The sequence below is a fragment of the Streptomyces xanthophaeus genome (assembly GCF_000725805.1).
GTDB classification, from domain to species: domain Bacteria; phylum Actinomycetota; class Actinomycetes; order Streptomycetales; family Streptomycetaceae; genus Streptomyces; species Streptomyces xanthophaeus.
Genome location: NZ_KL647132.1, coordinates 651110 through 674177, shown reverse-complemented (window position 1 = coordinate 674177; position 23068 = coordinate 651110). Strand labels below are relative to the sequence as shown.

Annotated in this window: 24 protein-coding genes, 1 pseudogene and 1 riboswitch; of the genes and pseudogenes, 12 read left to right on the top strand and 13 right to left on the bottom strand. The window is 72.1% G+C overall.

Features of this window, described 5'->3' with window-relative positions:
* Positions 1-84 precede the first annotated feature (84 nt).
* Positions 85-2124, bottom strand: a complete 2040-nt coding sequence (locus tag IO30_RS0132420; protein WP_237403274.1) for an amidohydrolase family protein — start codon at positions 2122-2124, stop codon at positions 85-87.
* Positions 2125-2275: 151 nt separating this feature from the next.
* A complete protein-coding gene (locus IO30_RS0132415; RefSeq protein WP_031148972.1) occupies positions 2276-3049 on the bottom strand; it encodes a type 1 glutamine amidotransferase domain-containing protein in 774 nt (257 codons plus the stop codon).
* Between the two features lie 228 nt (positions 3050-3277).
* Here IO30_RS0132415 and IO30_RS0132410 point away from each other — a divergent pair, with 228 nt between their 5' ends.
* The 3 genes from IO30_RS0132410 (at position 3278) to IO30_RS0132400 (ending at position 5391) form a co-directional block, all read left to right on the top strand.
* Positions 3278-4306 carry an AraC family transcriptional regulator gene (locus tag IO30_RS0132410; RefSeq protein WP_031148970.1) on the top strand — a complete coding sequence of 343 codons (1029 nt, stop codon included), beginning with the start codon at positions 3278-3280 and terminating at the stop codon, positions 4304-4306.
* A gap of 52 nt (positions 4307-4358) precedes the next feature.
* Positions 4359-4422, top strand: a riboswitch (guanidine-III (ykkC-III) riboswitch).
* A 74-nt stretch (positions 4423-4496) separates the two neighbouring features.
* On the top strand, positions 4497-4955 hold the full coding sequence (locus IO30_RS0132405) for an Ohr family peroxiredoxin (RefSeq protein WP_031148969.1): 459 nt from the start codon (positions 4497-4499) through the stop codon (positions 4953-4955).
* Between the two features lie 43 nt (positions 4956-4998).
* Positions 4999-5391 (top strand): hypothetical protein, encoded by a 393-nt coding sequence (locus IO30_RS0132400; protein WP_157853418.1) that lies wholly within the window; start codon positions 4999-5001, stop codon positions 5389-5391.
* Between the two features lie 74 nt (positions 5392-5465).
* Here the strand turns inward: IO30_RS0132400 and IO30_RS44965 are convergent, their stop codons facing one another.
* A complete protein-coding gene (locus IO30_RS44965; protein WP_031148965.1) occupies positions 5466-6257 on the bottom strand; it encodes a phosphatase PAP2 family protein in 792 nt (263 codons plus the stop codon).
* A gap of 102 nt (positions 6258-6359) precedes the next feature.
* Positions 6360-6923 (bottom strand): annotated as a pseudogene (locus IO30_RS47325) (phosphatase PAP2 family protein); the annotation flags it as partial.
* A gap of 314 nt (positions 6924-7237) precedes the next feature.
* On the opposite strand from IO30_RS47325, the gene IO30_RS41295 reads away from it, so the two are divergent.
* Both IO30_RS41295 and IO30_RS46175 read left to right on the top strand, forming a co-directional pair.
* A complete protein-coding gene (locus tag IO30_RS41295) occupies positions 7238-7993 on the top strand; it encodes a restriction endonuclease (protein ID WP_051859617.1) in 756 nt (251 codons plus the stop codon).
* A 102-nt stretch (positions 7994-8095) separates the two neighbouring features.
* A complete protein-coding gene (locus tag IO30_RS46175; RefSeq protein WP_167347298.1) occupies positions 8096-8242 on the top strand; it encodes a hypothetical protein in 147 nt (48 codons plus the stop codon).
* Between the two features lie 38 nt (positions 8243-8280).
* On the opposite strand, the gene IO30_RS0132380 is transcribed toward IO30_RS46175, so the two are convergent.
* The 3 genes from IO30_RS0132380 to IO30_RS0132370 form a co-directional block, all read right to left on the bottom strand.
* On the bottom strand, positions 8281-9390 hold the full coding sequence (locus IO30_RS0132380; RefSeq protein ID WP_051859616.1) for a PP2C family protein-serine/threonine phosphatase: 1110 nt from the start codon (positions 9388-9390) through the stop codon (positions 8281-8283).
* Between the two features lie 339 nt (positions 9391-9729).
* Positions 9730-10359: a class I SAM-dependent methyltransferase gene (locus tag IO30_RS0132375; RefSeq protein ID WP_031148958.1), complete on the bottom strand. Its 630-nt coding sequence runs from the start codon at positions 10357-10359 to the stop codon at positions 9730-9732.
* Positions 10360-10453: 94 nt separating this feature from the next.
* Positions 10454-11221, bottom strand: coding sequence for a class I SAM-dependent methyltransferase (locus IO30_RS0132370; RefSeq protein ID WP_031148956.1), 768 nt, complete (start codon positions 11219-11221; stop codon positions 10454-10456).
* A gap of 91 nt (positions 11222-11312) precedes the next feature.
* On the opposite strand from IO30_RS0132370, the gene IO30_RS0132365 reads away from it, so the two are divergent.
* Positions 11313-11813 carry a winged helix-turn-helix transcriptional regulator gene (locus tag IO30_RS0132365; RefSeq protein ID WP_031148954.1) on the top strand — a complete coding sequence of 167 codons (501 nt, stop codon included), beginning with the start codon at positions 11313-11315 and terminating at the stop codon, positions 11811-11813.
* A 38-nt stretch (positions 11814-11851) separates the two neighbouring features.
* Entirely contained in the window at positions 11852-12349 is a 498-nt protein-coding gene (locus tag IO30_RS0132360) for a hypothetical protein (RefSeq protein WP_031148952.1), read from the top strand.
* A 294-nt stretch (positions 12350-12643) separates the two neighbouring features.
* Here the strand turns inward: IO30_RS0132360 and IO30_RS0132355 are convergent, their stop codons facing one another.
* Positions 12644-13114, bottom strand: a complete 471-nt coding sequence (locus tag IO30_RS0132355) for a DIP1984 family protein (RefSeq protein ID WP_031148950.1) — start codon at positions 13112-13114, stop codon at positions 12644-12646.
* A gap of 366 nt (positions 13115-13480) precedes the next feature.
* Here IO30_RS0132355 and IO30_RS0132345 point away from each other — a divergent pair, with 366 nt between their 5' ends.
* The gene (locus IO30_RS0132345) at positions 13481-13933 is read left to right on the top strand and encodes an ATP-binding protein (RefSeq protein WP_031148949.1); all 453 of its coding nucleotides are present in this window, start codon (positions 13481-13483) and stop codon (positions 13931-13933) included.
* A gap of 63 nt (positions 13934-13996) precedes the next feature.
* Here the strand turns inward: IO30_RS0132345 and IO30_RS0132340 are convergent, their stop codons facing one another.
* A complete protein-coding gene (locus IO30_RS0132340) occupies positions 13997-14392 on the bottom strand; it encodes a RidA family protein (protein ID WP_031148947.1) in 396 nt (131 codons plus the stop codon).
* A gap of 138 nt (positions 14393-14530) precedes the next feature.
* On the opposite strand from IO30_RS0132340, the gene IO30_RS0132335 reads away from it, so the two are divergent.
* Together IO30_RS0132335 and IO30_RS0132330 are read left to right on the top strand one after the other, a co-directional pair.
* Complete coding sequence (locus IO30_RS0132335) at positions 14531-15538, top strand: helix-turn-helix transcriptional regulator (protein ID WP_051902720.1); 1008 nt, start codon at positions 14531-14533, stop codon at positions 15536-15538.
* Between the two features lie 95 nt (positions 15539-15633).
* Positions 15634-16257, top strand: coding sequence for a GOLPH3/VPS74 family protein (locus IO30_RS0132330; protein ID WP_031148943.1), 624 nt, complete (start codon positions 15634-15636; stop codon positions 16255-16257).
* A 33-nt stretch (positions 16258-16290) separates the two neighbouring features.
* Here the strand turns inward: IO30_RS0132330 and IO30_RS0132325 are convergent, their stop codons facing one another.
* Entirely contained in the window at positions 16291-16827 is a 537-nt protein-coding gene (locus IO30_RS0132325; protein ID WP_031148941.1) for a YrhB domain-containing protein, read from the bottom strand.
* A gap of 154 nt (positions 16828-16981) precedes the next feature.
* Here IO30_RS0132325 and IO30_RS0132320 point away from each other — a divergent pair, with 154 nt between their 5' ends.
* Together IO30_RS0132320 and IO30_RS0132315 are read left to right on the top strand one after the other, a co-directional pair.
* On the top strand, positions 16982-18661 hold the full coding sequence (locus IO30_RS0132320; protein WP_051859614.1) for a BCCT family transporter: 1680 nt from the start codon (positions 16982-16984) through the stop codon (positions 18659-18661).
* A 128-nt stretch (positions 18662-18789) separates the two neighbouring features.
* The gene (locus tag IO30_RS0132315) at positions 18790-20409 is read left to right on the top strand and encodes an MFS transporter (RefSeq protein ID WP_031148938.1); all 1620 of its coding nucleotides are present in this window, start codon (positions 18790-18792) and stop codon (positions 20407-20409) included.
* Here the strand turns inward: IO30_RS0132315 and IO30_RS0132310 are convergent.
* The 3 genes from IO30_RS0132310 to IO30_RS0132300 are packed head-to-tail and all read right to left on the bottom strand — an operon-like array spanning position 20375 to position 22916.
* Positions 20375-21562, bottom strand: a complete 1188-nt coding sequence (locus IO30_RS0132310; protein WP_031148936.1) for an oxygenase MpaB family protein — start codon at positions 21560-21562, stop codon at positions 20375-20377. The two genes, IO30_RS0132315 and IO30_RS0132310, sit on opposite strands and share 35 nt — an antisense overlap.
* Before the next feature lie 24 nt (positions 21563-21586).
* Positions 21587-22639 (bottom strand): polyprenyl synthetase family protein, encoded by a 1053-nt coding sequence (locus IO30_RS0132305; RefSeq protein ID WP_031148934.1) that lies wholly within the window; start codon positions 22637-22639, stop codon positions 21587-21589.
* Entirely contained in the window at positions 22632-22916 is a 285-nt protein-coding gene (locus tag IO30_RS0132300; RefSeq protein ID WP_031148932.1) for a hypothetical protein, read from the bottom strand. The genes IO30_RS0132305 and IO30_RS0132300 overlap by 8 nt, the downstream gene beginning before the upstream one ends.
* Between the last annotated feature and the right edge of the window lie 152 nt (positions 22917-23068).

The window sequence follows — 23068 nt, the reverse complement described above, 5'->3', positions numbered from 1 at the left end:
CCCCCGACCCGGCCCCGGCCCTGACAGGCCGCCGGTGCCCGCCTGTGTCCCTCACAGGCGGGCACCGGCAGAGCTCGCTGATCGCTACGGCGCGGCCGCCGGCATGGCGTAGCCGAGCAGGCCCTCCTTCGTATAGGGCCCCTCGCAGTCGGCCCGGTTGGAGACGAAGTGGTCGAAGACGGACGGTGCGTAGCAGCGGTAGAGGGGCACCGAGCCGGGCACCGCCTTGGTGTGCACGTATCCGACCGCGCCGAGGGGCTGTTGGCCCTCGCAACCCGGGTCGGGTGTCAGGAGCGAGTGGTCCGCCGCCTTGCACTCGTAGAGCCGGACCGTGCCGGGCGCGGGGTCCCGCAGCACCTTCCACACCGCCTCGTGGGTGAATCCGGCCGGCAGGGAGCGTGAGGAGGCCAGGTGCCCGGCGTGGGCGCGGTGGCCGCGGACCAGGGGCGCGTAGGGCGTGGTGTGGCCTCGGGTGCGCTCCCACATGCGCAGGTAGCCTTCGGCGCCCTGCATGAGCTCGTCCACCACGTCCTGGCCGCCGGTGACCCGGATGTCCTCGATCCAGTCCGGTACGAGGCCGTAGTGGGTGCCGCCGCCGTCCGTGTTGACGTCCCAGACGCGCGAGCCGGTGACCTGGCGGTCGAGGACCGAGCCGCCGTCGGGGCTGCGGAAGGGGTAGCGGACGGGGTTGCTCCCGGCCTCGGCCCGGGGCCCCGGGAGCCAGGCGAAGCCGTTCATGTCGGTCCCGATCCCGTATCCGGCGCCGTACTCGGCGCGCAGGGCGGCGTGTCTGCGCGCCTCGGCGGTGAACGCGGGTGCCTCGTACATGTGTCCGGTGATGAAGCCGCCCAGGCCGTAGACCCGCTCGGTCCAGTTGTCGTCCATCCAGCCGTGGGTGGACAGGACGCCGGAGTAGCGCTCGGCTTCGAGCACGCGCAGCGCCTGGTTCGCCGCCTTGACGCTCATGTGGTCGATCTCCAGCATCATGTTGCGCTTCATCATGCCCAGCACCGCGTATTCGCCCAGTGCGGTCAGGCCGCGGCGGTTGCACTGTGCCGCCTGCAAGGACGCGCCGTACTGCGGCAGTTCGACCCCTGCCGGCAGGGCGCCGCGGATCCGGGCCTCTGCTTGCGCCGTGGCGCCCGCGCCTTCATGGCCCTCCGCAGCCGCTCCGGCGGCGAGCCCGAAGCCGATCGGGTTGTCGTGCTCGGGGCCGGGGCAGGGCTCCGTGCTCCAGAAGGTGCCCGTCGACAGGAACTGGCCGACGTTGATGGCCATGCCCTGGGTGCCCGAGTCGAACCGGACGCCGCACAGGGCGTTGTCGAACTTGTGGCACAGGAACATGCTGCGCACGCCCAGGCGATGCAGTTCGTCCAGGCCGCGGTCGATGTCCGCCATGGTGCAGCGGGCGCCGTCCAGCACCTGCTTGCAGCCGAACGGTTCGGAGGTCTCCACCCCGAGGACGACGGCGAGCTTGCCCTCCTCGATCACCTTGCGGGCCTGGCCGGGCTCGGTGACGACGCGGAACCAGCCCTTGCCGGCGCCGCCGTACATGGCGTCGACGTAGTCCTGGAGTTCGTAGGTCTTCTGGATCTGGAGCCTGATCGCGGTCATTTCGTCGCAGCCGCGGTCCTTGAAGAAGTAGAGCGAGCAGATGACTCCGTTGGTGACCATGTCGTTCACCAGGATCCGCTGGCCGCCCCGCCAGGCACGCTCCACCCAGGCATAGTAGGTCTGCTGGTGGGTGGAGGAGTCATGGGCCGGCCAGTCGCGGAACGCCGGCCAGCCGTTCGGGTCGTGCCGGCCGTCACCACCCTTGGTGATCATGTCGAAGAGGGCGAGGACCCCGTCGGGATAGTGCTCGGGACAGTCCTTGAGGGCGTCCGCCACCCCCGCCGTCGAGAAGACCTTCCCGCAGACCAGCCGTCCTCCGAAGCCCTCGTCGGACATCAGGTGGACGTGCCCGTCGACGTATCCGCGGACGCGGCCCTGGGCATCCGTCCCGGTGAACGGCGCCCCGGTGACGTTGACCTGCGAGTCCGGGGCCGGGCGCGCCACGGGCTCCCACCACTGCGGGCCCGCCGACGCGCCGGTGGCTGCGGGGCCGAGTACCAGGGCTGCCATGGCGAGGACCAGACCGATCAACACGTACCGGCTGCGGCCTGATGCTCTGCGTCCCGAGGCTTTTCGTCGATTCATCCCCATCCCTTTCACGATGCGTTCCTGACCATGCGGAGAGGGTTCTTCGGTATCCGGCCCTGCGGTACGGCCGGACTCAAGCCGGCCGGTGCACCGCTCCCGCCTCGTGGGCACGGACCAGGTCCAGGTACTCCGCCGCCAGGCGGTGGCAGTCGCCGGGCCACCGCGCGGAGACGTAGTTGCCGTCCCTGACGGCGAAGCCGCGTCCGGGCCTGGCGGCGGTGTCGCGGACGGGCAGCGGCGGGCCGGCGAGGAAGTGGGCCGGATCGGCGAGCGCCGCGGTGACCTCCTGCTGCACGGTGGTGCGGTACGTGCGGTAGTAGCGCCCCAGCCAGAACCGGGTGAGGTTCCATCCGGTCAACTCCAGCAGGGACGTCAGGGCCGTCGTCCGCCGGCCGTGGAGGACCGAGCGCCCCGTGGCGGGATCCTTGGCCCGGGCGGCGAGCAGCACGCCGTGGCAGACGGCCCCCACCGGCAGCCCCTGGGTGAAGACCCGGGCGAACAACTGCTGGGCGGTGGCGTCCTCGAGCAGCGTCCGCATGTCCGCGGCGTGGCCGCCCGGTACGAACAGGCCCGTGATCTCGGCCGGGTCGGCATCCGCGTACGGGGAGGGCGAGAGGAAATGCGGGTCCTCGGTGAGGCGCCGGTAGGCGGCGAGCTCGGCGCGGCGGGTCATCAGCCAGGGCGACAGCCAGGAGAAGCCGAGGTCCGTGAGCCGGGGGTCGGCGAGCGCGACCTTCCCGCCGGGGGTCGCGAACCGCACCTCGAAGCCGGCGTCCCGCAGGGCGGCCCAGGGCACCGCCGCCTCGGTCGGGTCGTAGTCGCCTGCGGGGAGCAGGAAGAGAATCACGGCGTACTCCTCTGAGCGGTGGTGATCAGGGCAGCACTCTTCCCCGGCGCTCCGGGGGCCCCGGATCCCCTCGGTGTCCGAAGGCCGACCTTAGGAGCGGCGCCGCGGCGCCGTCATTCACTCCGGCGGCCAATGCGTTGACTCCCCGAGCCCGCACCCGCATCCCCACCCGGCGGCTTACCGCGGACGGTGTTGACGGGGGTGGCGCGCCCGCATTGACTGACGGCCGTGTCCACCACCGAGCCGCCCTCCGTCACCGCGTGTTACGCCTTCGCCGTCCTGAGCGCCACTGCGGACGGCTCCGGCGGGTCCGGTCCCTGGGCCCTGCCCACGGACCGGCTGGAGTTCGGCGAGATGCGCGCTCTGTGGGAGGCGGTGCTCGGGGCCCGGGACGCCGGCCCGCACACCGGGCTCCTCGTGGGCGACCGTATCCGGCCCGAAGGCCTGCACATCCTGGGCCACCTCGTCCTCACCTGCGCCAGCCTCGCGGACGCCGCTCAGGCGGCCGAGCGCTACCACCCTCTGGTGAGCCAGGCGGGCACCGTGACCCTGCACCGTGGCAGCAGCGTCAGCCGGATCTGCTACCGGCCGACCGTCGACCCGGCGGACATGCACCCCCAGCAGGTGGAGGCGATCGTCAGCAGCATCGTGCGGGCGGCCCGCTGGATCGCCGGCGACGACTGGGCGCCGCTGGCCGTGTCGTTCGCCCACCCCCGTACGGGCTCGGCCGAGCCCTACGCCCGGGTTCTCGGCTGCCCCGTCACCTTCGACGCCCCGGAGAACGCGATCAGCGTCGCCAACGAGGACCTCGACCGGCGGCGCCCCCTCTACGACCCGGCGCTCAACGCCCTGCACCGGGCCTACGCCGACCGGCTCCTGCACCAGCTGTCCGCGGCCCCGACGGTGGCCGAGCGGGTACGGCAGTGGCTGGAGGGCGCAGCGCTCAGGGACGCGGTCCCCGAGGGCCCCGCCAAGGAGCTCAACCTCAGCGTCCGGACACTGCGCAGGGCCCTGCACACGGAGGGCACGTCCTGGCGCGCGCTCCTCGACACCGCCCGCCACGGCCGGGCCAGGCGGCTACTGGAGACCACGCCCCTGCCGCTGGACCGGATCGCCCCCCTCGTCGGCCTGAGCGGTGCGACGGCCCTGGTCCGTGCGTTCACCCGGTGGGAGGGCATGCCCCCGGGGGCGTACCGCAGCCGGCACCGGCCCGCTTCCCCGGACCGCGACGGGCCCGACGGGCCCGACGGCGGGTGAGGTACTTCACCGGGGGCCGGGCCCCGGCCGGCCGCCTGCGTTGCTAGATTGTCCGGCGGCCGGATCCACGGCCCCGGACGAGATGCGCCGTACCCGGTTACGCACGACGACGCGCGAGGTGCTGCACGAGCAGCGCCGTCCGCTGTCCGCACCGGGCAGCGTCCTCGTCGAGCAAGATGGGCCGAACGCCATGACCGTGCCACTCACCCGCAGCCTGTACCGGACGACCGCGCACGCCGCCGGGGGCCGTACCGGATCCGTCCGCACGGACGACGGGCGCCTGGACGTCCGCCTCGCCCCGCCGCGCAAGAAGGTGCCCGGCACCACCAACCCCGAGCAGTTGTTCGCGGCCGGTTTCGCCGCCTGTTTCACTTCCGCGCTCGCGGAGGTCGCCGCCGAGTTCGGGGCGGACGCCTCCGCCGCTCAGGTGGCCTGCGAGGTGCAGCTCGGCACGACGGACACGCCCGCGGGCTACGGCCTCGCGGTGACCCTCACCGTCAGCCTGCCGGGGTGGCGGGCGGCGGACCTCCAGCCCCTGCTGCACCGGGCGGACGCGGTCTGCCCGTACTCGCAGGCGGTGCGCGGCAACGTACCGCTGACGCTCCTGGCCCTGGACGACCCCGCCACCGCCACCGATGACCGGGCCTGAGCAGGGGCCGTCGGGCCGTGTTCCGGGCGGCCCCGGCGTCCCGGTGCCCGGGCACGGCGCCTGGCTGCGGCGCGGCATCAGCCGCAACGGCGGGCCCCTCGTCGAGGACCGCGAAGTGGTGTGGCTTCAGGCCGGGCCGTACTACGCCGACAGCCGGGGCTTCGCCGGTACGACGTCCTTCGACGGCTCCCAGGTGCACTTCCACCACCTCACGGGCGAGCCCGGCGAGGACGCCGGCACCTTCCGGTGGGAGGGCGCGGACCTCGTCGAGCGGGGCACCAACCCGGACGGCAGCACCTTCCTGGAGGTGTGGACCCCCCTGCCCGGTGCCGAGGGTGCCACCGGCTCCTGGTCCGGTCCGGACCACCACGTGGTGCGCGTCGGCCGGCACGTGGTGCACGTCGATTCCCGCGCGGGTGCGTACTGGCGGCTCTGACCTCCCTGAGGTGGAGAACGAACGCGGTCGACAGGTCGATGGGGCAAGGGGGCCGGGTCAAACGGGTCGCTGCGTCAGCGGTCGGCGGCCGTCGGCCCGGCCGCAGGGGCGCGTACGTCCAGCGGCGGTTCGGGAGCGGGGGCCGATAGCTCCGGCTCCAGGCCCTCCCGCGTCACGGTCGTCCGGCGCCTGCCGGCATCTGCCCGCCATGCCTCGAAGACCCATGTCGTCGCGGCGACCACGGCGAGGCCGAGCAGCCATCCGCCCACGACGTCGCTCACCCAGTGCACCCCGAGCGCGACGCGCGTGCAGCCGACGCCCACCACGGAGATCACCGCGAGTGCCCAGGCAAGCGGGTGCCAGGCGCGGGGTACCAGGGGCAGCAGGACCAGGAGGAGGACGGCGCACGAGGTGACGGCCGTCATCGCGTGGCCGGACGGGAAGGAGAACCCCGGCGCGTGGGCGACCGGATCGGGCAGGTGCGGCCGTGCGCGCTCCACCACGCTCTTGACCAGCACCCCGGTCAGGGCGCCGGCCACGGCCGTCACGGACGCCCAGGCCGCGAGCCGCCAGGCGCGGCGGGTCAGGAGCCAGAACACCACCAGGGCGACCAGCAGACGCAGTGTCACGGGGTCCCACACGAAGTCGGTGAGGACGTGGAGGGCGCGCACCCAGCCGGGACGGCCGAGGGCGGCTTGGTGCAGCCGCTCGGCCGCGGCCTCGTCGAGCCGGTACAGCGGCGGCCACCCGGACTCCACCAGGACCAGGGAGAGCGCGAAGGGCACGGATGCCGCGGCTGTCACGGCGGCGGTCAGGAGGAGTCTCGCGGCGAAGGTGGCATCGGGCCCCGAGCAGCGTGCCGCCAGGGCCCGCACGGTGGTTCGCGTTCGCCTCGGCGGGCCGGTGCGCGCCGTCCCCGACGTCGGCGCGTCGCGACCGGACAGCACGACGCTCCCGACGATCAGCAGGGTCGCGGCGCCGTTGACCAGGCCGCCCGCCACATCGGTGGGGTGATGCATGCCGCGGTACACGCGGGACAGTGCCACGGCAGCCGGAACGAGCAGCAAGGCCGTCGCCGCGGCGTACCGCCACCGGCCGCGGCCGCGTGTCCTCAGCAGCAGGATGACGGCCAGTCCCCCGTACAGGGCGACGGCGGCCCCGACGTGTCCGGACGGGAAGCTGGAGGTCGGTGGCGCGCCGTCCAGGCGGGGGACGTCGGGGCGCGGACGCCGTACGAGCGCCGTCACCAGCAGGAAGACGGCCGTCTGCGTGACGACCGAGGCCGCGAGGAAGAGGGCCTCTGCCCGCCACGCGACCTGCGGCAGCACCAGCAGGGCCACGACGCAGACGAGGGTCACGCCGATGACGCTCTCGGTGTCGGCCAGTGTGGAGAGCCAACGGGTGAAGGTCGTCAGCGGTGCCACGCGTTCCTCGGCGAAGTACCGGTTCACCCGGTCCTCCCATGGGAGCCGTCCCTGGTCCGCCGCAGGTCCCGTGCCGCCTCCGGTCAGCAGTGTGCCCGAACCCACCATCAGGCCTACCAGGACCGGCAGGAGCAGCAAGGGCCGAATCCTCCGGCGTGCGGCCGGACCGATTTTCCGCGTCATGAGGACCGTGTTGCCACAGGGGCCCCGATGATGCGCCGTACGCGGCCCATCCCGGACCCGGCTCGGCCGCTGACCGGCGAAGTCCGGGTGTGCCGCGCCCGTTTGGATCCGGAGATCCCGATCAGACGAGAGGAGACGACCCGGGTCCGCCATCGCCGGGGCGACGGTCGGTGGTGTCGGGTGGCGGGAGTCGGGGCCTCGCCGAGGGGCGGGGCCCGTGGAGGGTGAGGAGGGGGCGTATGACGGCATCGGGAGGGCGCCGGCGCGGCGGGGACGACGGCGCGGCGTCGGTGGTGCGTGACGTCGTGTTGGCGGTGGGACTGGTGGGGATCTGCCTGGGCGGATTGGCCGTGTTCTTCAGGACGGCTGCGACGGCGGGCGGCGTAGGCGTCCCGGTGATGCCGGTGGTCACGGTGATCATCCTGGCCGCCGGGGTGGTGCTGGCGCGGTGGAGCGTGGCACCGGGCCGACGCCGCTCCCCCGCACACGGGCCGGTCTCGCGCGAGCCGGGCGCCCCTGCTGCGCCGGAATCGGCGGTCGGCCTGCCCGAGGTGAGCTCCGACGCCCTGGACCACGCGTCGGTGGACGCCGACGGATTCGAGCACACGGTCGCCGCGCTGTGTGCCCGCGACGGCTGCCCCCAGGTGGAAGTCGTCGGCGGGGCGGGCGACTTGGGGGCCGACGTGATCGCCACGACGGCGGAGGGTCTGCGCGTGGTCATCCAGTGCAAGCACTACGGCGAGGGCAACCGGGTCGGTTCGCAGGACCTCCAGCGCTTCGGCGGCACCTGTTTCGCCGTCCACGAGGCCGATGTGGCCGTCGTCGTGACCACGAGCGCCTTCACCGCTCCGGCCGCGGAGTACGCCGCCACGTGCGGCATCGTCTGCGTCGACGGCGACGGCCTGGGCGCGTGGACGGATTCACGCACGCCGCCTCCGTGGGAATCCGCCGCCCCGGAGCACGCCGAGGAGGAGGTGGCCGCTGCGGGCATCTAGAGCGGGCTGACGTCTGCCCTGGGCGGTCGGCGGCCCGCCGTTTCAAAGGGGTGTCGCGGGGCACACGACGTAGCGTCACGATCGGCTACACCGGGAGGGCTTGTGTCCGGACTACTCGCGAAGATCAAGCAGTTCAGCCGCAGCCCGCAGGGGCAGCGGACGATCGATTCGGTGCGGCGTGCGGCCTCCGACCCGCGCAAGCGGGAGAAGGCAGGCAGCATCCTCAAGCGCCTTCGCGGCAGGCGCTGACCTCGGCCAGGGCGGTCTCCCGGGAGGCCGTCCTGGACTCACCGGGACTCCGTGCCCCGGGGCACGCACAGGCGGACGGCGAGGGCGGCGATGTCGTCGTCCAGGCGCCCTCTGCTGTAGCGGACGAGGTCGCGGTGCAGAGCCGAGAGCAGTTCGCGGGGCGGTGTCGGCGGCTGCCGCCCCATCCAGGCGGCCAGTGGGAAGAACTCGCCGTCGCGGGCGCGCGCCTCGGCGATCCCGTCGGTGTAGAGGAGCAGCAGGTCTCCGGGGGCGCAGTCGAAGGTGTCGACGTTGTAGTGATCGCCGATGAGCTCCGCGAGGCTGAGCAGCGGCGAGGGGGTGGCGGACTCCAGGACACTGAGTTCCCTGCGGTGCAGGAGCAAGGGCGGAGGGTGTCCGCAGTTGAGGATGTCGATCCGTCCGCCTCCGTGCGGGATCTCGACGAGAAGAGCGGTGGCGAAGCGCTCCAGCGGCCCGTCGGGAGCGAAGGCGGCGTTGTAGCGGGTGCTGCTGGCGTCCAGCCTGCGGGCGACGTCGACCAGGTCGATCTCGCTGTACGCCGCCTCCCGGAAGGCATTGACGATCGCCGCGGCGGCCCCCACCGCCGGCAGCCCCTTCCCCCGCACGTCACCGATGAGCAGCCTGACCCCGAACGGCGTATCGACCACCTCGTAGAAGTCCCCGCCGATACGGGCCTCCGCCGCGGCCGCCAGGTACAGCGACTCGATCTCGACGTTCCCGAAGCGGCGTGGCATGGGGCTCAGAACCACCTGCTGCGCCGCGTCGGCCACGAGCCGCACCTGAAAGAGGGTGCGCTCCCGCTGGAGCCGGACGTGGCTTCCGTAGGCGGCGGCCACGGTGACCGCGATGATCCCCGCGGCCGTCCACCAGGTTCCCAGGTCGGGGAAGACGAGGCCGAGGCCGATCATCAGGCAGAGGCAGACCGTGCCGAGCAGGACCGTGGGGAGGACCGGCCACATGGCGGCGGCCAGGGCCGGCGCCGCGGGCAGGAGGCGGCTGAAGGCCATCTCCGGCGGAGTGGCGTAGGCCAGGCTGGCGATCACGACGGTCAGAATGACCGGTGACAGCCGCACAAGCCACCCCCGGCCGTAGCGCCGGCGGAGCCGCGGCCGTCCAGACTCGATCACACTCCACAGAATATCTGGATAATAAGGACATAGCGCCCTGACGAACAGAGTCGGCAGCAGATGAGCGCGCCTGACGTCACCGGTCGCACCATCTGACGTGCGAAGGGGCCGGGGGTGTCGTACCGTGACCCCTTCGCCACTGCCCGAAGGCACCGGCGTCAGCGTCAGCGGCCTTCCGGCCCCGGCGCGGCTGCTGCCCGTTCCCGTGCGCCGCTCGAAGGCCAGTGATCACGGCGTGCAGCCTGCGACCGGCTGCGCCGGCCCCTCGCCGGCCTGAGGCCACAGGCGGGCGAGGAGGTGCCTGGACCGGTGCGCTCATGACCCCGGCCCGGCACTCCCCTACTGGCGGCGGGCCAGCACGTGGGCGTCGAGGAAACCCCGCTCGGAGGCCGGGTCGTGGACCAACCGGGCGAACGGGACGAGCCCGGCCTCGGCCAGCAGCTCGGCGAACCGGTCAACGGGCCAGCTGTAGGCGGGCGTCACCTTGTGGTCGAAGCGGACCGGCTCCGGTGCGTCGGTCCCGAAGAACGAGACCAGGAGCAGACCCCCTGGTGCCAGGACACGCACTTGCTCGGCGAGCAGCGCGGGCACCTCCCCGGGCGGGGTGTGGATCATCGAGTAGTGGGCCAGCACCCCGCCGAGCGAGCCGCGCTCCACCGGCAGGGCCTCCATGCGCGCCTCGTCGAAGCGCAGCGCCGGATGCGCCCGCCGGGCGTGGTCGACCATGGCTGGGGAGAGGTCCAGCCCGAAGGCGTCCAGTCCCAGTTCGTGCAGCATGGCCGTCAGATGTCCGGGCCCGCACCCGACGTCGGCCGCCCGCAGGTTTCCCGTCCCGCGCACCAGCTCGGCGAAAGTGCCGATCATGGCCCGCGCGAAGGGCTGCGTCTCCAGCCGATCGGCGAACATCGACGCGTACAGCTCGACGATCCCGTCGTAGGCCGCCCTGGTCTCATCCTGATGCTCCACCACGGGAAGAAAACTAACACCCGCCTGCAAGGGCCCCCTCGGCATCGAGGGCGTCGACCGCGCCACCACGCCGGTCCGTGGTGGCCGGGAGCGCGGCTCAGGCCCGGCGGACGCCGTACCCCAGGTACGTCACCAGCGGGTCGCCTTCGGGCTCCAGCACCATGTCGACCAGGCCCGGCAGTTGATCGTCGGTCAGCGTGCCCCGCCTGCGCCCGCGCGTCGCGCGCACCAGGCTGCGTACGTCGCGCGGTTTGAACCCCGTGACGCCCTTCGCGGTCAGCCCTGCCCGGCCGAGGGCCTCGGCGAGCTCTGCCGGGCGGCGCAGCCGCCGGGCGGCGTAGCGTCCGCGGGGCATGATCCGGGTGCCCGGGAACGCCTGGAAGGCACCGAGGTAGATGAGGCGGGACACGAGCGTGCGGTTCACCGTGTCGTAGACGAAGGCCCCGCCGGGACGCAGCACGCGCGCCGCCTCCGCGAGGACCACGGCGGGCCGTTCGGTGATTTCGAGGGTGTCGGCGCAGTACACGAGGTCGAAGGAGCCGTCCGGGAAGCCGAGTTCCTCCGCGGGCGCCGTCAGGTAGGTGACGTCCTGGCCGTCGTCCGCGTCCAGGGCGAGGGCCGTCGCGGCGGGGGACGGATCGGCGGCGACGACCTCGAAACCGAGCCGGGCCAGACCCCGGGCCAGTACGCCGCGTCCGCTGCCGATGACGAGCGCCCGGCTGGAGGCCGCCGCGAGGCCGAGCTCCCCGAACACGCGCCGCAGGTACTCCATCCGTACGGACTGAAAGGTCAGGGCCCGGATGTGGCGGCCGTCGACGGCCGCGGGAGCGGCGGAGTCGAGTGCGATGTGCGGGGCGCTGGTCATGGCGGACTCCCTCGACGTACCGGTCAGGTTCCCTGAGGAAACCTAGCACTGACGAGTTCCCTGAGGGAACCCGTGGCGATACGATGGCAGCGTGACCCGCACCCCCCTCTCCGCCGTTGCGTGCTCGATCGCCCGCGCGACCGACCTGTTCGGCGATGCCTGGACGGCCCTGATCATGCGGGACGTGCTCCTCGGCATCCGCCGCTTCGACGAACTGGCGGAGGACCTCGGCCTGTCCCGCAAGGTCCTCGCCGCGCGGCTGGCCCGGCTGGTCGAGGAGGGGGTGCTCACGCGCGAGCGGTACCAGGCCAGCCCGCCGCGCGAGGAGTACGTGGCCACGCAGAAGGGCCGGGAGCTCTACCCCGTCCTGCTGACGCTGATGGCCTGGGGCGACAAGTGGTACGCGGAGCCCGAGGGGCCGCCCGCCCGGATCCGGCACGACGTCTGCGGGCACATCGCCACCCCGGTCGTGGCCTGCGACGCCTGCCGGGAGCCGCTCACGCCGGCCACCACGACACAACTGCCCGGCCCCGGCGGACGGGTGGGGCCGGGCACCCTGCTCCTGGCACCACTGATCGCCGGGCGCGGGTAAGGGACCCACTCGTGATCACGGACGGCAGACTGGGGCCCATGGGCTCAGGACTCGCCGCGCTGCTGGGCGCCGCCGTCGGCTCTGCCACCACCCTCGGGGCCGCAATCGTCAACGGCCGTGCCCAGGCACGGTCCCAGCACGCCCAATGGAACCGCCAGCACCGCCGTGACGCATACGTCGGCTACCTCAGCGCTCTCCACGACCGCGACATCGCCATGGACGCCGTCCTCGACGCGCTGCGTCCAGACCGACCCGACCTGCCTGACGTCGACGACAAGACAGACCGCTTCATCACCCTGGCCCGCGAGGTCCACCGCGCCTGCGAAATCGTCGTCCTCGAAGGGCCGGCACCCCTCGCGGAAGTCGCGCAACGCATTACCGACGCGTCCGCCGATCTCTCGCGCGTCATGCGGCGGATGGCCGAGAACGCCCACGCGGGAAACACCGCCCTTGCCGCCGAACGCGAGCGCACCCTCTACCGAGCGGTCAAGGACTTCCGCCTCGCGGCCCGCAGCACCATAGGCAAGACCGACTGACCCCGGAACCCCGCGCTGCCCGCGCACGACACGGCGCCCGGACCGGGAGCGTGAACTCCCCGTCCGGGCGCCGTCCTGCGATGCGGATGCCCCGAGCCCGCCCTCGCCGCTGCCGGATCTGCACGTGGTGATGAGATGTGCGCAATGCGCTGTGACTCGTGACGCTGCTGAGCTGCCCTGTCGTCTCGGGAGTCGAACCCGACGCGCTGCTCTCCGCGCACCAGCCGGGCCGGTAACCGCCGGCCCTCGGTTGTGCACGCCTCCGGAGCGACTACCTGCTCCGCATCGCGGGTCTCAGTCCAGGAGGTCGGCCTCCCAGTTGGTGCGCTGGATGCGTACGTCGATCTCGCGGATCTCGCGGGCGGCGTCGTCAGCGCGGGCGCGCAGCTCCGCGACGGGCAGTGCGGGGAGCACCATCAGCTCGGACCGCAGCTGGCGGCCGTAGCCGCGCTCCCCGCTGCCCGCTGCGGCGTCGGCGGCCGAGGTGAGCACGGAGTGGCGCAGGCGCAGGGTGTCGCGGCGGGCGAGGGCATCGGTGAGGGTACCGTCGGCGCCCATGTCGACGGCAGCGTTGGTCCGGTTGATGCGCCGGATCAGGGACTCCAGGGCGTCGAGGGTCTCGGTGACCTCGGCGAGCAGCCCGGCCGGGTCCTCGGCGGGGACCTCGCCCTCCTGGTGGCGGGCGTTGGCCACGATGCGGGCCCGCAGCTGTTCGACGCGGCGAGCCGCCTCCGCGCGCTCCGCCAGTGCTTCGCCGAGTTTCATCGTGCTGGGTCCCGTCCCCTGGTGCCGTTCCGTCGTGCGGTACTGCGGTACCGCTGCGCCGATCACCCTACGTCACGCCACGGGCCGGCGACGTGCCGTGCCGTGCCGTGCAGCCACGGCAGAACCGGCCGGGGGGTTTCGGATACCTCTCAGCGGTCACACGAGCAGGGGTGACCGACCACAAGGAGAGGAGCACTCCCGTGACGGCGATGATCCTGCTGGTTGCGCCCATGCTGTTGGCCCTGGTGCTCGTCGGCCGTAAGGGCGGCCACCATGCCCGCCACCGGGCGAGCCGCTTCTGAGCCGCGTCCGGGTCCCTTTGGTCCGGCGTCACGCCCGAGTGGAAGCGAGGTGAGCGCGGTGTCCATGCGTGCGAAGGGATGGGCGAGGACCTTCCCCGTGCAGCGGGGGGTGCGCGAGGCCCGCCGGTGGACCGGGGAACACCTGAACTCCCTGCGGTGGACGGCGGATGCCCCCGACACGGCCCACTCCGTCCTGCTGACGGTGTCGGAGCTCGTCACCAACGCACACGTCCACGCCCACAGCAGCGCCCACCTGGTGCTGACCTGGGACGGCCGCTGCCTGCACGTCAGCGTCGCCGACAGCGACCCGTTCCTGCCCACCCCCCGCGGCCCCTCACGGGAGGCGACCTCCGGACGGGGCCTCGCGATCATCGACGCGCTCGCCGACACCTGGGACGCCCACTCCTTCCACGGCGGCAAGAGGATCACCGCCTGTTTCCGTCCCCCGGCAGCGCCCTCCCCGCACGGGGCGGACCAGGAAGGTCCGCACACCGACGGGTCCGCGACGCGCTCCTGACGCCGTGCCCGTGCTCCTCTCAGGGCGGCAACCGGCCCGGGAGGCACGGGCGGTGAGGCTGCATCACGCGACGGCGGTCCCTTCCAGCTCGATCATCTGGCCCGGGACCGCCAGCCGCGTCACCCCGAGCATCGTGGAGGCCGGCGCCACCCCGGCGGCGCCCAGCCTCGCCGCCAGCACGCCGTAGTGCTGGAAGAGCAGATCGACGTCGGTCGTGTAGACGTTGAGCCGGACGAGGTTCGCCAGCGTCATGCCGGCGTCGGCGAGCACGGCCTCCAGGTTGTCGGTGCTCAGCGCCAACTGCGCCGCCATGTCGCCGTCGTGCCGGGGCTTGCCGTCTGCGCTCATCGCCGTCTGCCCCGAGATGTACAGGGTCCGCGTGTGCCCGGAGACCAGCTCGCCCTGGTTGAACCCGAGGTCCACCGACCACGTCACCGGATTGACCGCCGTTCGCTGCACTGCCACAACAGCTCCATTCGCTTCATCGGGAATGCGTACGTCCACCGGCTCGAAAACCGCCGGCTTCGACGTCGCGTTTCACCGAGCCTCCCAACAAATCACGACACCCTCAGTCATGTATTCCGATAGCGTTCCCGTATGCGCGCCGACCGTCTGGTCTCACTGGTACTCCTGCTGCGCCAGCGCGGTCGGATGACGGCGGACACGCTCGCCCGCGAGCTGGAGGTGTCCACCCGCACCGTGCTGCGCGACATCGAGGCGCTGTCCGCGGCCGGCGTCCCCGTCTACGCCGAGCGCGGCAGGCACGGCGGTTTCGCACTGCTGCCCGGCTTCCGGACCGAGCTCACCGGCCTGAACCACGACGAGGCCCTCGCCGTGCTCACCGCCGGATCGGGGCGCGCGGAGCAGACGTTCGGCCTCGGCTCGGCGCTCTCTTCGGCCATGCGCAAGGTGGTCGACGCGCTCCCCGAGGGCCACCGGGCCACCGCGAGCGACGCCGCCCAGCGGTTCCTCGTCGACCCGGAGACCGACCTGCTCTCCCGCAGGCTCGTCACCGAAGAGGTTCCCGACGCCACGATGGTCGAGGTCAGGCGCGCGGTGCTCGCCGGACACAAGCTGCGCATCCACTACGCCGCCACGGGCCAGGCACCGCAGTGGCGCACGGTGGACCCCATCGGGCTGGTCACCGTACGCGACCGGGGCTACCTGCTCGCCTCGCGGTCCGGCGCGGACCGCACCTACCGGCTGTCACGGGTGCTGGCCGCCGAGGAACTCCCCGAACCCGCACAGCGGCCGAACCGCGTCGACCTGGACCGGATCTGGCGGGAACGCTCCGCCCAGTTCCTGTCCGGCGGCCACATCACCGTGCTGGTACGGGTGGACCCGGCGCGGCGGGAGGACCTGCTGGCCTCCGCGGTGGCCGTCCGCGCAGAAGAACCCGACGCGGACGGCCGGCTGCGGCTGGAGGTCACCTTCCAGGATCACCGACACGCCGAATGGGCGCTGTGGCAGCTCGGCACGGACGCGGAAGCCCTGGCCCCGCACTCGCTGCGCACCTCCCTGCACGACCGGGCCGCCGCCATGGCCGGCCGGTACGCGGACTCGTCCTGCGGCGCCGGACACGAGGTGCTGCCCGGGCGGAGGTGATACTGATCGTGCGTCACCTCGCCGCCGGCCGGCTGCGGATGCAGGCCGGGCCGGTGGGGGCGCACCTTTGTCGATGTCTGCGAGGGGAGCCGTTCATGACCACGGCGAAAGACCTGTTCATCATTGCCATGGATCCGAGGCAGGAGCATGCCGTGGGACAGGGTGACCTGTCGCTCGCACTCGCGGGAGCCGAGCTGGTCGATCTCATCGGTGCGGGAACCATCACCCTGGACGGCGACCGGATCGTGCCCGGCGGGCCGCCCTCAGCGGACGACCGGCTCCTCGGAGAGGCTTCGGCACGGCTCGCTCCGCAACCGCCCTACGAGCGGATCGAGGACTGGCTGTGGCGCCGGGGCAAGGACCTCTCGGCCGCCTACCAGGCCGCGCTGGAGGAGGACGGCGAGCTGACCCGCAAGCGCAGCGGCCGGTTGTCCTTCGGCTCGGAGCGCCTGGAACCGTCCGATACGCCCGGCGGCCGCAGGGCAGCCGCCCGCTGGGAGGAGAAGGAACCCGTCCTGGCCGCCCTCGCCTCGGCCGTGGGCATCGACGGCGGACGGCCCGACGACGCGCCGGGCTTCGACGACGAGCCGGGCTTCGGTGACGAGGCGGTGACGACCGTGGTGGCCGCCGTCCACGACGCGGTGATGGAGCTGGAGGCAGTGCGCCAGAGGCGGACCATCGAGAACTCGGCCTTCGCCAACCTGTGGCGCGCACCCTGAGCCGGGTCCGCGAGGCCTTGCGCGGCAGGACCCCTACTCGGCCGGGCCGGCCAGCGCTTCGATGGGCTGGGGCGGCCACTTCGGCTCCGGCCGGGTGAGACGGGCCAGCTCGTCCGGCGGTTCGGCGCCGTCCTGGACGGCCGCGACGTAGGCCTTCGCTTCCTGCAGGCTCAGCCGCGGGGCCTGCCTGCGCAGATGGCTCATCGCGGCCACGACGCCGGCGCAGTGGACGAGCGCGCGCACGGCGGAGGCCAGCGGATCGGGCCGCCTGATGCCCTTGGTCTCTGCGAGGTACTGCTCCTCCCAGTCCTCGTCCTCCCCCCATGCGGCGGGCACGTAGTGGATGCTCCCGTCCTGCCGGTCCACCAGAAAGTGGCCGCCGACGAAGCTTCCGCGCACGTCGCGGGCGCGGGCCTGCTCCGCCGAGCGCCAGAAGACGAGCCAGCCGACCGCGCGTTCCTGCACGTGGTAGACGTCGGGCGTGGGGGCGGGCCCGCTCCATCGCCACGTCGGCAGCTCTGCGGCGAGGAAGGACTCGACGAGCTCGACGGCGCGTTCCTTGGAGATCACGAACTCATCATTCACCACAGGCCGGCCACCGGTGACGGACCCGGGACGCGCGGGCGAGCTGCGGCCCCCATGAGCCCGATATGGGCTTAAATCGGAACCTAGTCATGTTTTGTGGCGTCATGCGGTTCCAATTCCTTGGTGAAGGGGGGCTTCGTTGCCGACCGATCAACGTTCCCGCACGGACAAGGTGGTCTTCGGGGTCACCGCTGGCCTGACCCTCGCCTTCGTCCTGTGGGGCGCCGTCGCGACGGATTCGCTGGAGAGCGTGTCGAGCAGCCTGCTCGAAGGGCTCATCCACAACGGCGGCTGGGCCTTCATGCTCGCCGCCAGCGGCTTCGTCGTCTTCGCCCTCTGGCTGGCGATCAGCCGCTACGGCCGGATCCGCCTCGGCCGCGAGGACGAGTCCCCCGAGTTCCGTACCGTCTCCTGGGTCGCCATGATGTTCAGCGCCGGCATGGGCATCGGGCTCATGTTCTACGGTGTGAGCGAGCCCCTGGCGCACTACGGGTCGCCGCCGCCCGGCACCCACCCCGTCGACTCCGCCGAGCGGATGCAGACCGCGATGGCCACCACCCTGTTCCACTGGACGCTCCACCCGTGGGCGATCTACGCGGTCGTGGGACTCGCCATCGCCTACAGCACGTTCCGCCGCGAGCGCCGCCAGACGATCAGTGCGGTGTTCGAGCCGCTGATCGGCGCACGGCACGCGCACGGCGGGGTCGGCCGGGTCATCGACATCGTGGCCATCTTCGCCACGCTCTTCGGCTCCGCGGCCTCGCTCGGCCTGGGGGCCCTCCAGATCGGCAGCGGGTTCCGCGAGCTGGGGTGGATGGACTCGGTCAGCACCGCGCTGCTGGTCGGCATCATCGCCGTCCTGACCGTCGCCTTCGTCGCCTCCGCGGTGTCCGGCGTGGAACGCGGCATCCAGTGGCTGTCGAACATCAACATGGTGCTCGCCCTCCTCCTGGTCGTGTTCGTGTTCATCGCCGGGCCGACCATCATCGTGCTCGACCTGCTGCCCACGTCCCTGGGCGCCTACCTCGGCGACCTGCCCCAGCTGATCGGCCGTACGGAGGCCACGGGCGCCGGCGAGGTCGCCGAATGGCTGGGCAGCTGGACGGTCTTCTACTGGGCCTGGTGGATCTCGTGGACGCCGTTCGTCGGCATGTTCATCGCCCGGATCAGCCGGGGCCGCACCATCCGGCAGTTCATCGGCGGCGTCATCCTCGTACCGAGCACGGTCAGCCTGCTGTGGTTCGCCGTCTTCGGGGGCACGGCCATGAAGCTGCGGGAGAGCGGCGAGCTCGGCCAGGAGAGCACCCCCGAGGGACAGCTCTTCGGGTTGCTCCAGCAGTTCCCCATCTCCACCGCCATGAGCCTGCTGGTCATGGTCCTCGTCGGCATCTTCTTCGTCTCGGGCGCCGACGCCGCCTCCATCGTGATGGGCACGCTCTCGCAGAAGGGCATCCTCGAACCGTCCCGGATGGTGGTCGTCTTCTGGGGCGTGGTCACCGGCGCCGTCGCAGCCATCATGCTGCTCATCGGCAACGGCAAGGGCGACGCGCTCGCCGGGCTGCAGAACCTGACGATCCTCGTGGCGGCGCCGTTCACCGTGGTCATGATCGGCATGTGCGTGGCACTCATGCGCGACCTGCGCCACGACCCGCTCATCATCCAGGGCGAACGCGGCGAGGAAGCCGTCGCCGACGCCGTGACCGCGGGCCACGAGGAGTACGGCGGGGACTTCGAGATCCGTATCGGCCCGTCCGGCAACCCCCACGCGGACACGGCGCAGCCGTCCGCCCCGTCCGCCCCGCCTCACGGCCCGTCATGACGTCGGGGGCCCGTGGGGCCCCCGCTACGCCCTCCCGGGAGCAGAGCCAGTGCTCGGCTGCCGCCAACCAGTTGACCTTCCCGGCGGGTCCGTCTCCGGCGGACCGAGCCTGATGGGAGCGTGCAGTCATGGCAGCTGAGGCAGGCACACCCGCGAAGCAGGCAGGGGCGGGGGTCGTGCTGCTCACGCTGGCGGCCGGCCAGTTCCTGATGGCGCTCGACAGTTCCGTCATGAACGTGTCGATCGCGACAGTGGCCGACGACGTCGGCACCACCGTGACCGGGATCCAGGGCGCCATCACGGCATACACGCTCGTGATGGCGATGTTCATGATCCCCGGCGGCAAGGTCGGCGCGCTCATCGGCCACAAGAGGGCGTTCCTGATCGGCTGCGTGATCTACGGCTGCGGATCGCTCACGACCGCTCTGGCCCCCAATCTGACCGTGCTCCTGCTGGGCTGGTCGTTGCTCGAGGGGCTGGGGGCCGCGCTCATCCTGCCCGCGATCGTCGCGCTGGTCGCCGGGAACTTCACGGCGGAACGCCGACCGGGTGCGTACGGGCTGGTGGCCGCCTCAGGAGCCGCGGCCATCGCGGTCGGGCCGCTCATCGGGGGCGTGGCCACGACGTACTTCTCCTGGCGCTGGGTCTTCGCCGGCGAGGTCGTGATCGTCCTCGCCATCCTGGTGCTCGCCCGCCGCACCGCCGACGCCCCGGTCGGCGAGCGCCGGCGGATCGACTTCGTCGGCGCCGTGCTGTCCGCCATCGGGCTCGGAGCCTTCGTCTACGGCGTGCTCCGCTCCAGCGAGTGGGGCTGGTTCCTGCCGAAGCCCGGCGCCCCCGCCTGGCTCGGGATCTCCCTGGTCGTGTGGCTGATGCTGGCGGGCCTGTTCCTGCTGTGGCTCTTCCTGCACTGGGAGAGCCGTCTCGTGGAACGGCACAGGGAGCCTCTGGTGAACCCCGCTCTGCTGCGCAACCGGCAGCTGACCGGCGGCCTGACGATGTTCTTCTTCCAGTACCTCGTACAGATGGGCGTGTTCTTCGTCGTACCGCTCTACCTGTCGGTCGCACTCGGCCTGTCCGCGCTCCAGACCGGCGCCCGCATCCTCCCGCTGTCCCTGACCCTGCTGGCCGCCGCGATCCTGATCCCGCGCTTCCTCCCGGACGTCTCGGCACGGAGGGTGGTGCGCCTGGGCGTCCTGGCGCTGCTCGCCGGCGCGGTGGCCCTGCTCGCCGCGCTCGATGCGGATGCGGGCGCGGAGATCGTCACGATCCCGCTCCTGCTGATCGGGCTCGGGATGGGAGCCCTGGCCTCCCAGCTCGGGGCGGTCACCGTCTCGGCCGTGCCCGACAAGCAGAGCGCGGAGGTCGGCGGCATCCAGAACGCCGTGACCAACCTCGGAGCGTCGATCGGGACAGCACTCGCCGGGTCGATCCTGATCGCCGCGCTCACCGCTTCCTTCCTCACCACCATCGCTCAGAACCCGGCCGTTCCCGACCAGGTGAAGAGCCAGGCGAACGTCGAGCTCGAAAGCGGCGTCCCCTTCATGTCGGACGTCCAGCTCAAGTCGGCACTGGAAGAGGCCGGCACGAGTCCCGAGGTGGCCTCGGCCGCGATCGAGGCGAACAAGGCCGCGCGGCTCGACGGCCTGCGCGCCGCCCTCGCCGTCCTTGCCGCAGCGGCCCTCCTCGCCATGTTCTTCACCCAGCGGATCCCTACGACCCCCGCGAAGACGGTGAAGACCGGCTGACGGTGGCGGGCGGCGGGGTCCAGCGGCTCCTGGGTGCCACGCCGGTGCTGACCCCGAAGTCGCTCTTGAGCTGTTCGGGGATGGCGTAGTGCATGACGCGGCCACGGGTGAGCGAGGACAGTTCGAGGATGCTGGTCAGGTGACCGACGCGGTCCAGGGCCCAGGCGGCCAGGGGTGAGCGGTCCTCGATGCTCTCCAGTACTCCCAGCAGGGCGGGGGCGGCCTTGACCACGGTGTCCCAGCTGGTGCGGGGCACGCGCAGCCAGTCGGCGCAGGTGTCGCCGATCAGGTACCGGATCAGGGCGGAGACGACCGGGTCGAAGAGGGTGCCGGGCACGACCTCTTCGTAGAGGTCGATGAGCTGGCGGGTGAGCTGGGCGCCCTCCTCGCTGGGACCCATGTGGCGGGTCATGTACAGGTCGGAGAAGGTACGGGCTTCCTGGAGGTCCTTGGGTACGTGGTCCTGGTCGATGCCGAGGATGGCGCCGACCACCCGCCAGGCGTAGTAGTAGGCCTCGGCGCCTTCGGTGCTCATGTGGATGCCGAGGCGGTGCAGGGCGTCGAGGACCTGGATGGAGAACATCATCTGGCCGCCGATCATGTCCTCCTGACAGATCGGTGTGCCCAGGGCGGCGGTGTCCCAGCGGTCCTCGCGCGCCAGGTGGTGGCGGATGGAGGCGTGCAGCAGGCGCACCTTCTGTGCGGCGGGGATGAAGCGGCTGCCGGCTTCGAAGGCGTCGGGCTGCATGAGGTAGACGGTGAACTGACCGGTCTCGGCCATCCGCTTGGAGGGGTACTTCAGCGAATGGGTGGCCGACAGCAGCTTGGCGACGTGGGGCACCACGTAGCAGGCGGGCATCGAGGCGAACGACAGGGCGGTGGAGATGTGGACGTTGTTGTCGATGAAGAACAGCCGGGCCTTCTCCATCTCGGCCCAGTCCACCCAGTCGGGCGGCGAGCCGGTCTCGTGCAGGTACTCGCGGGCGACTTCGGGCAGTCCCTCGGGAAGGTCCTGGCCGACGGTGGAGACGTAGCGCATGAGGGAGTTGAACTTGCCGACCTCTCCGCGCTCGAACAGTGCCGCCACGGTCGCGTCGGCGAGTTCGTCCCCTCGGGTGCGCAGGGCGTCCATGGATGCCGGGGTGTGGGTCATCGTGCTGCTCCGGTGGGGTGGCGGTCAGTGGGTGCGGGTGGCTGCGTACGTCGCCAGGGTCGACAGCGCGCGGTGCGCTTCGCCGGTCAGGTCGGCCTCCGCGAGGGCGTCGTGCGCCGTGTGCAGCCGGGCGGTGATCATGTCTTCGACGCGGCTGACGGCCCCGGTGCGGTGGGCGATCTCCCGGACCCGTGCCACCTGCTGTCCGGTGAGGTCCGCCCGCCCGAGCAGCAGGTGGAGCTCGCCGCGTTCGGCCCGGGTGGCAGATGCGAACGCGTGGGCCATCAACGCGGTGGGGCGGTTCCCGGCCAGGTCATCGGCCGGGTCCTTGCCGGTCTGCTCGGGGTCGCCGAACAGGCCCAGCAGGTCGTCGCGCAGCTGGAAGGCCTCGCCGAGCGGCAGGCCGTAATCGCTGTACGCCCGGAGCAGCCGGGGCGGGGCGCCGGCGAGGAGGCCGCCGATCTGCAGCGGGTGTTCGACGGTGTACTTGGCGGTCTTGTAGCGGATCACCTTCACCGATGCGTCCGGATCCGGCTGCCGGCCGGTGCGTACGACCTCCAGGCACTCGCCGGCCACCAGTTCGCGGGCCAGGACGGTCCACAGGGGCCGGGCCCTGTTGAGGAAGGCGCCGGGCAGGCCCGAGGTGGTGAACAGCTGTCCGGCCATGGCCATCAGCAGGTCGCCCACCAGCATGGCCAGGGCCCGGGCGCCGGCCTTCGGCCGCGCGTGGTCCTTGAGGGTCTCCCGCAAGGCGATGTGGGCGGTGGGGCGGCCGTGCCGGGTGGGGCTGTGGTCGATCAGGTCGTCGTGCACGACGGCGGCCGCGTGGACCAGTTCGATCGCGCCGGCGGCTCGTACCACCGCCTCGCTGTCGGGTTGGCCGGTCCCGCGCCAGCCCCAGTAACAGAACGCCGCCCGGAGGCGTTTGCCGTGCCCGGTGGCGGCATGGAGCTGTTCCGACACCGGCACCAGACTGTCGTCGATGTCGGCCAGCGCCTGCGCTTCCGCGGTGACGAAGGCGCTCAGGACCTCGTCGACGCGCCTCTTCAGTAAGTCGTGCTCCTCCCGTTCACTCACTGCCGTTCTCCGCCCGGGAGCGCGCGGTGACGGTGCGGGCCAGGACCTCCAGGTGGGCCGGGGCCGTGGCCGTGTGCCGGTCGAGGAGCAGGCGGCCGCGGGCCTTGGTCTCCTCCTGGCCGTCGGCCAGGAGCTCGGCGAGGTCGGCGCGGCGCAGCAGACCGCTGACGCCGTCCACCGCGCTGCTCAGCCCGCTGAACGCCAGATCGGCGAGGCCGGCCACCAGGGCCACCGCGTCCTCGGCCAGGCCCGGCCGGCGGCCTTCATCGTGTGTCACGGCTTGTCCCCCCTGGATGACGGCAGGGTTCAAGTCTGTCCACAGAATGCGCCCGAGCCCGCGCTTATCTCCTATCGAGTGACTTTTACGGGAAGGGCTCGACATGGGCTCGGGGAAGCCTGCTAAGGGCACGGACCTCGCGCCCGGGGCAG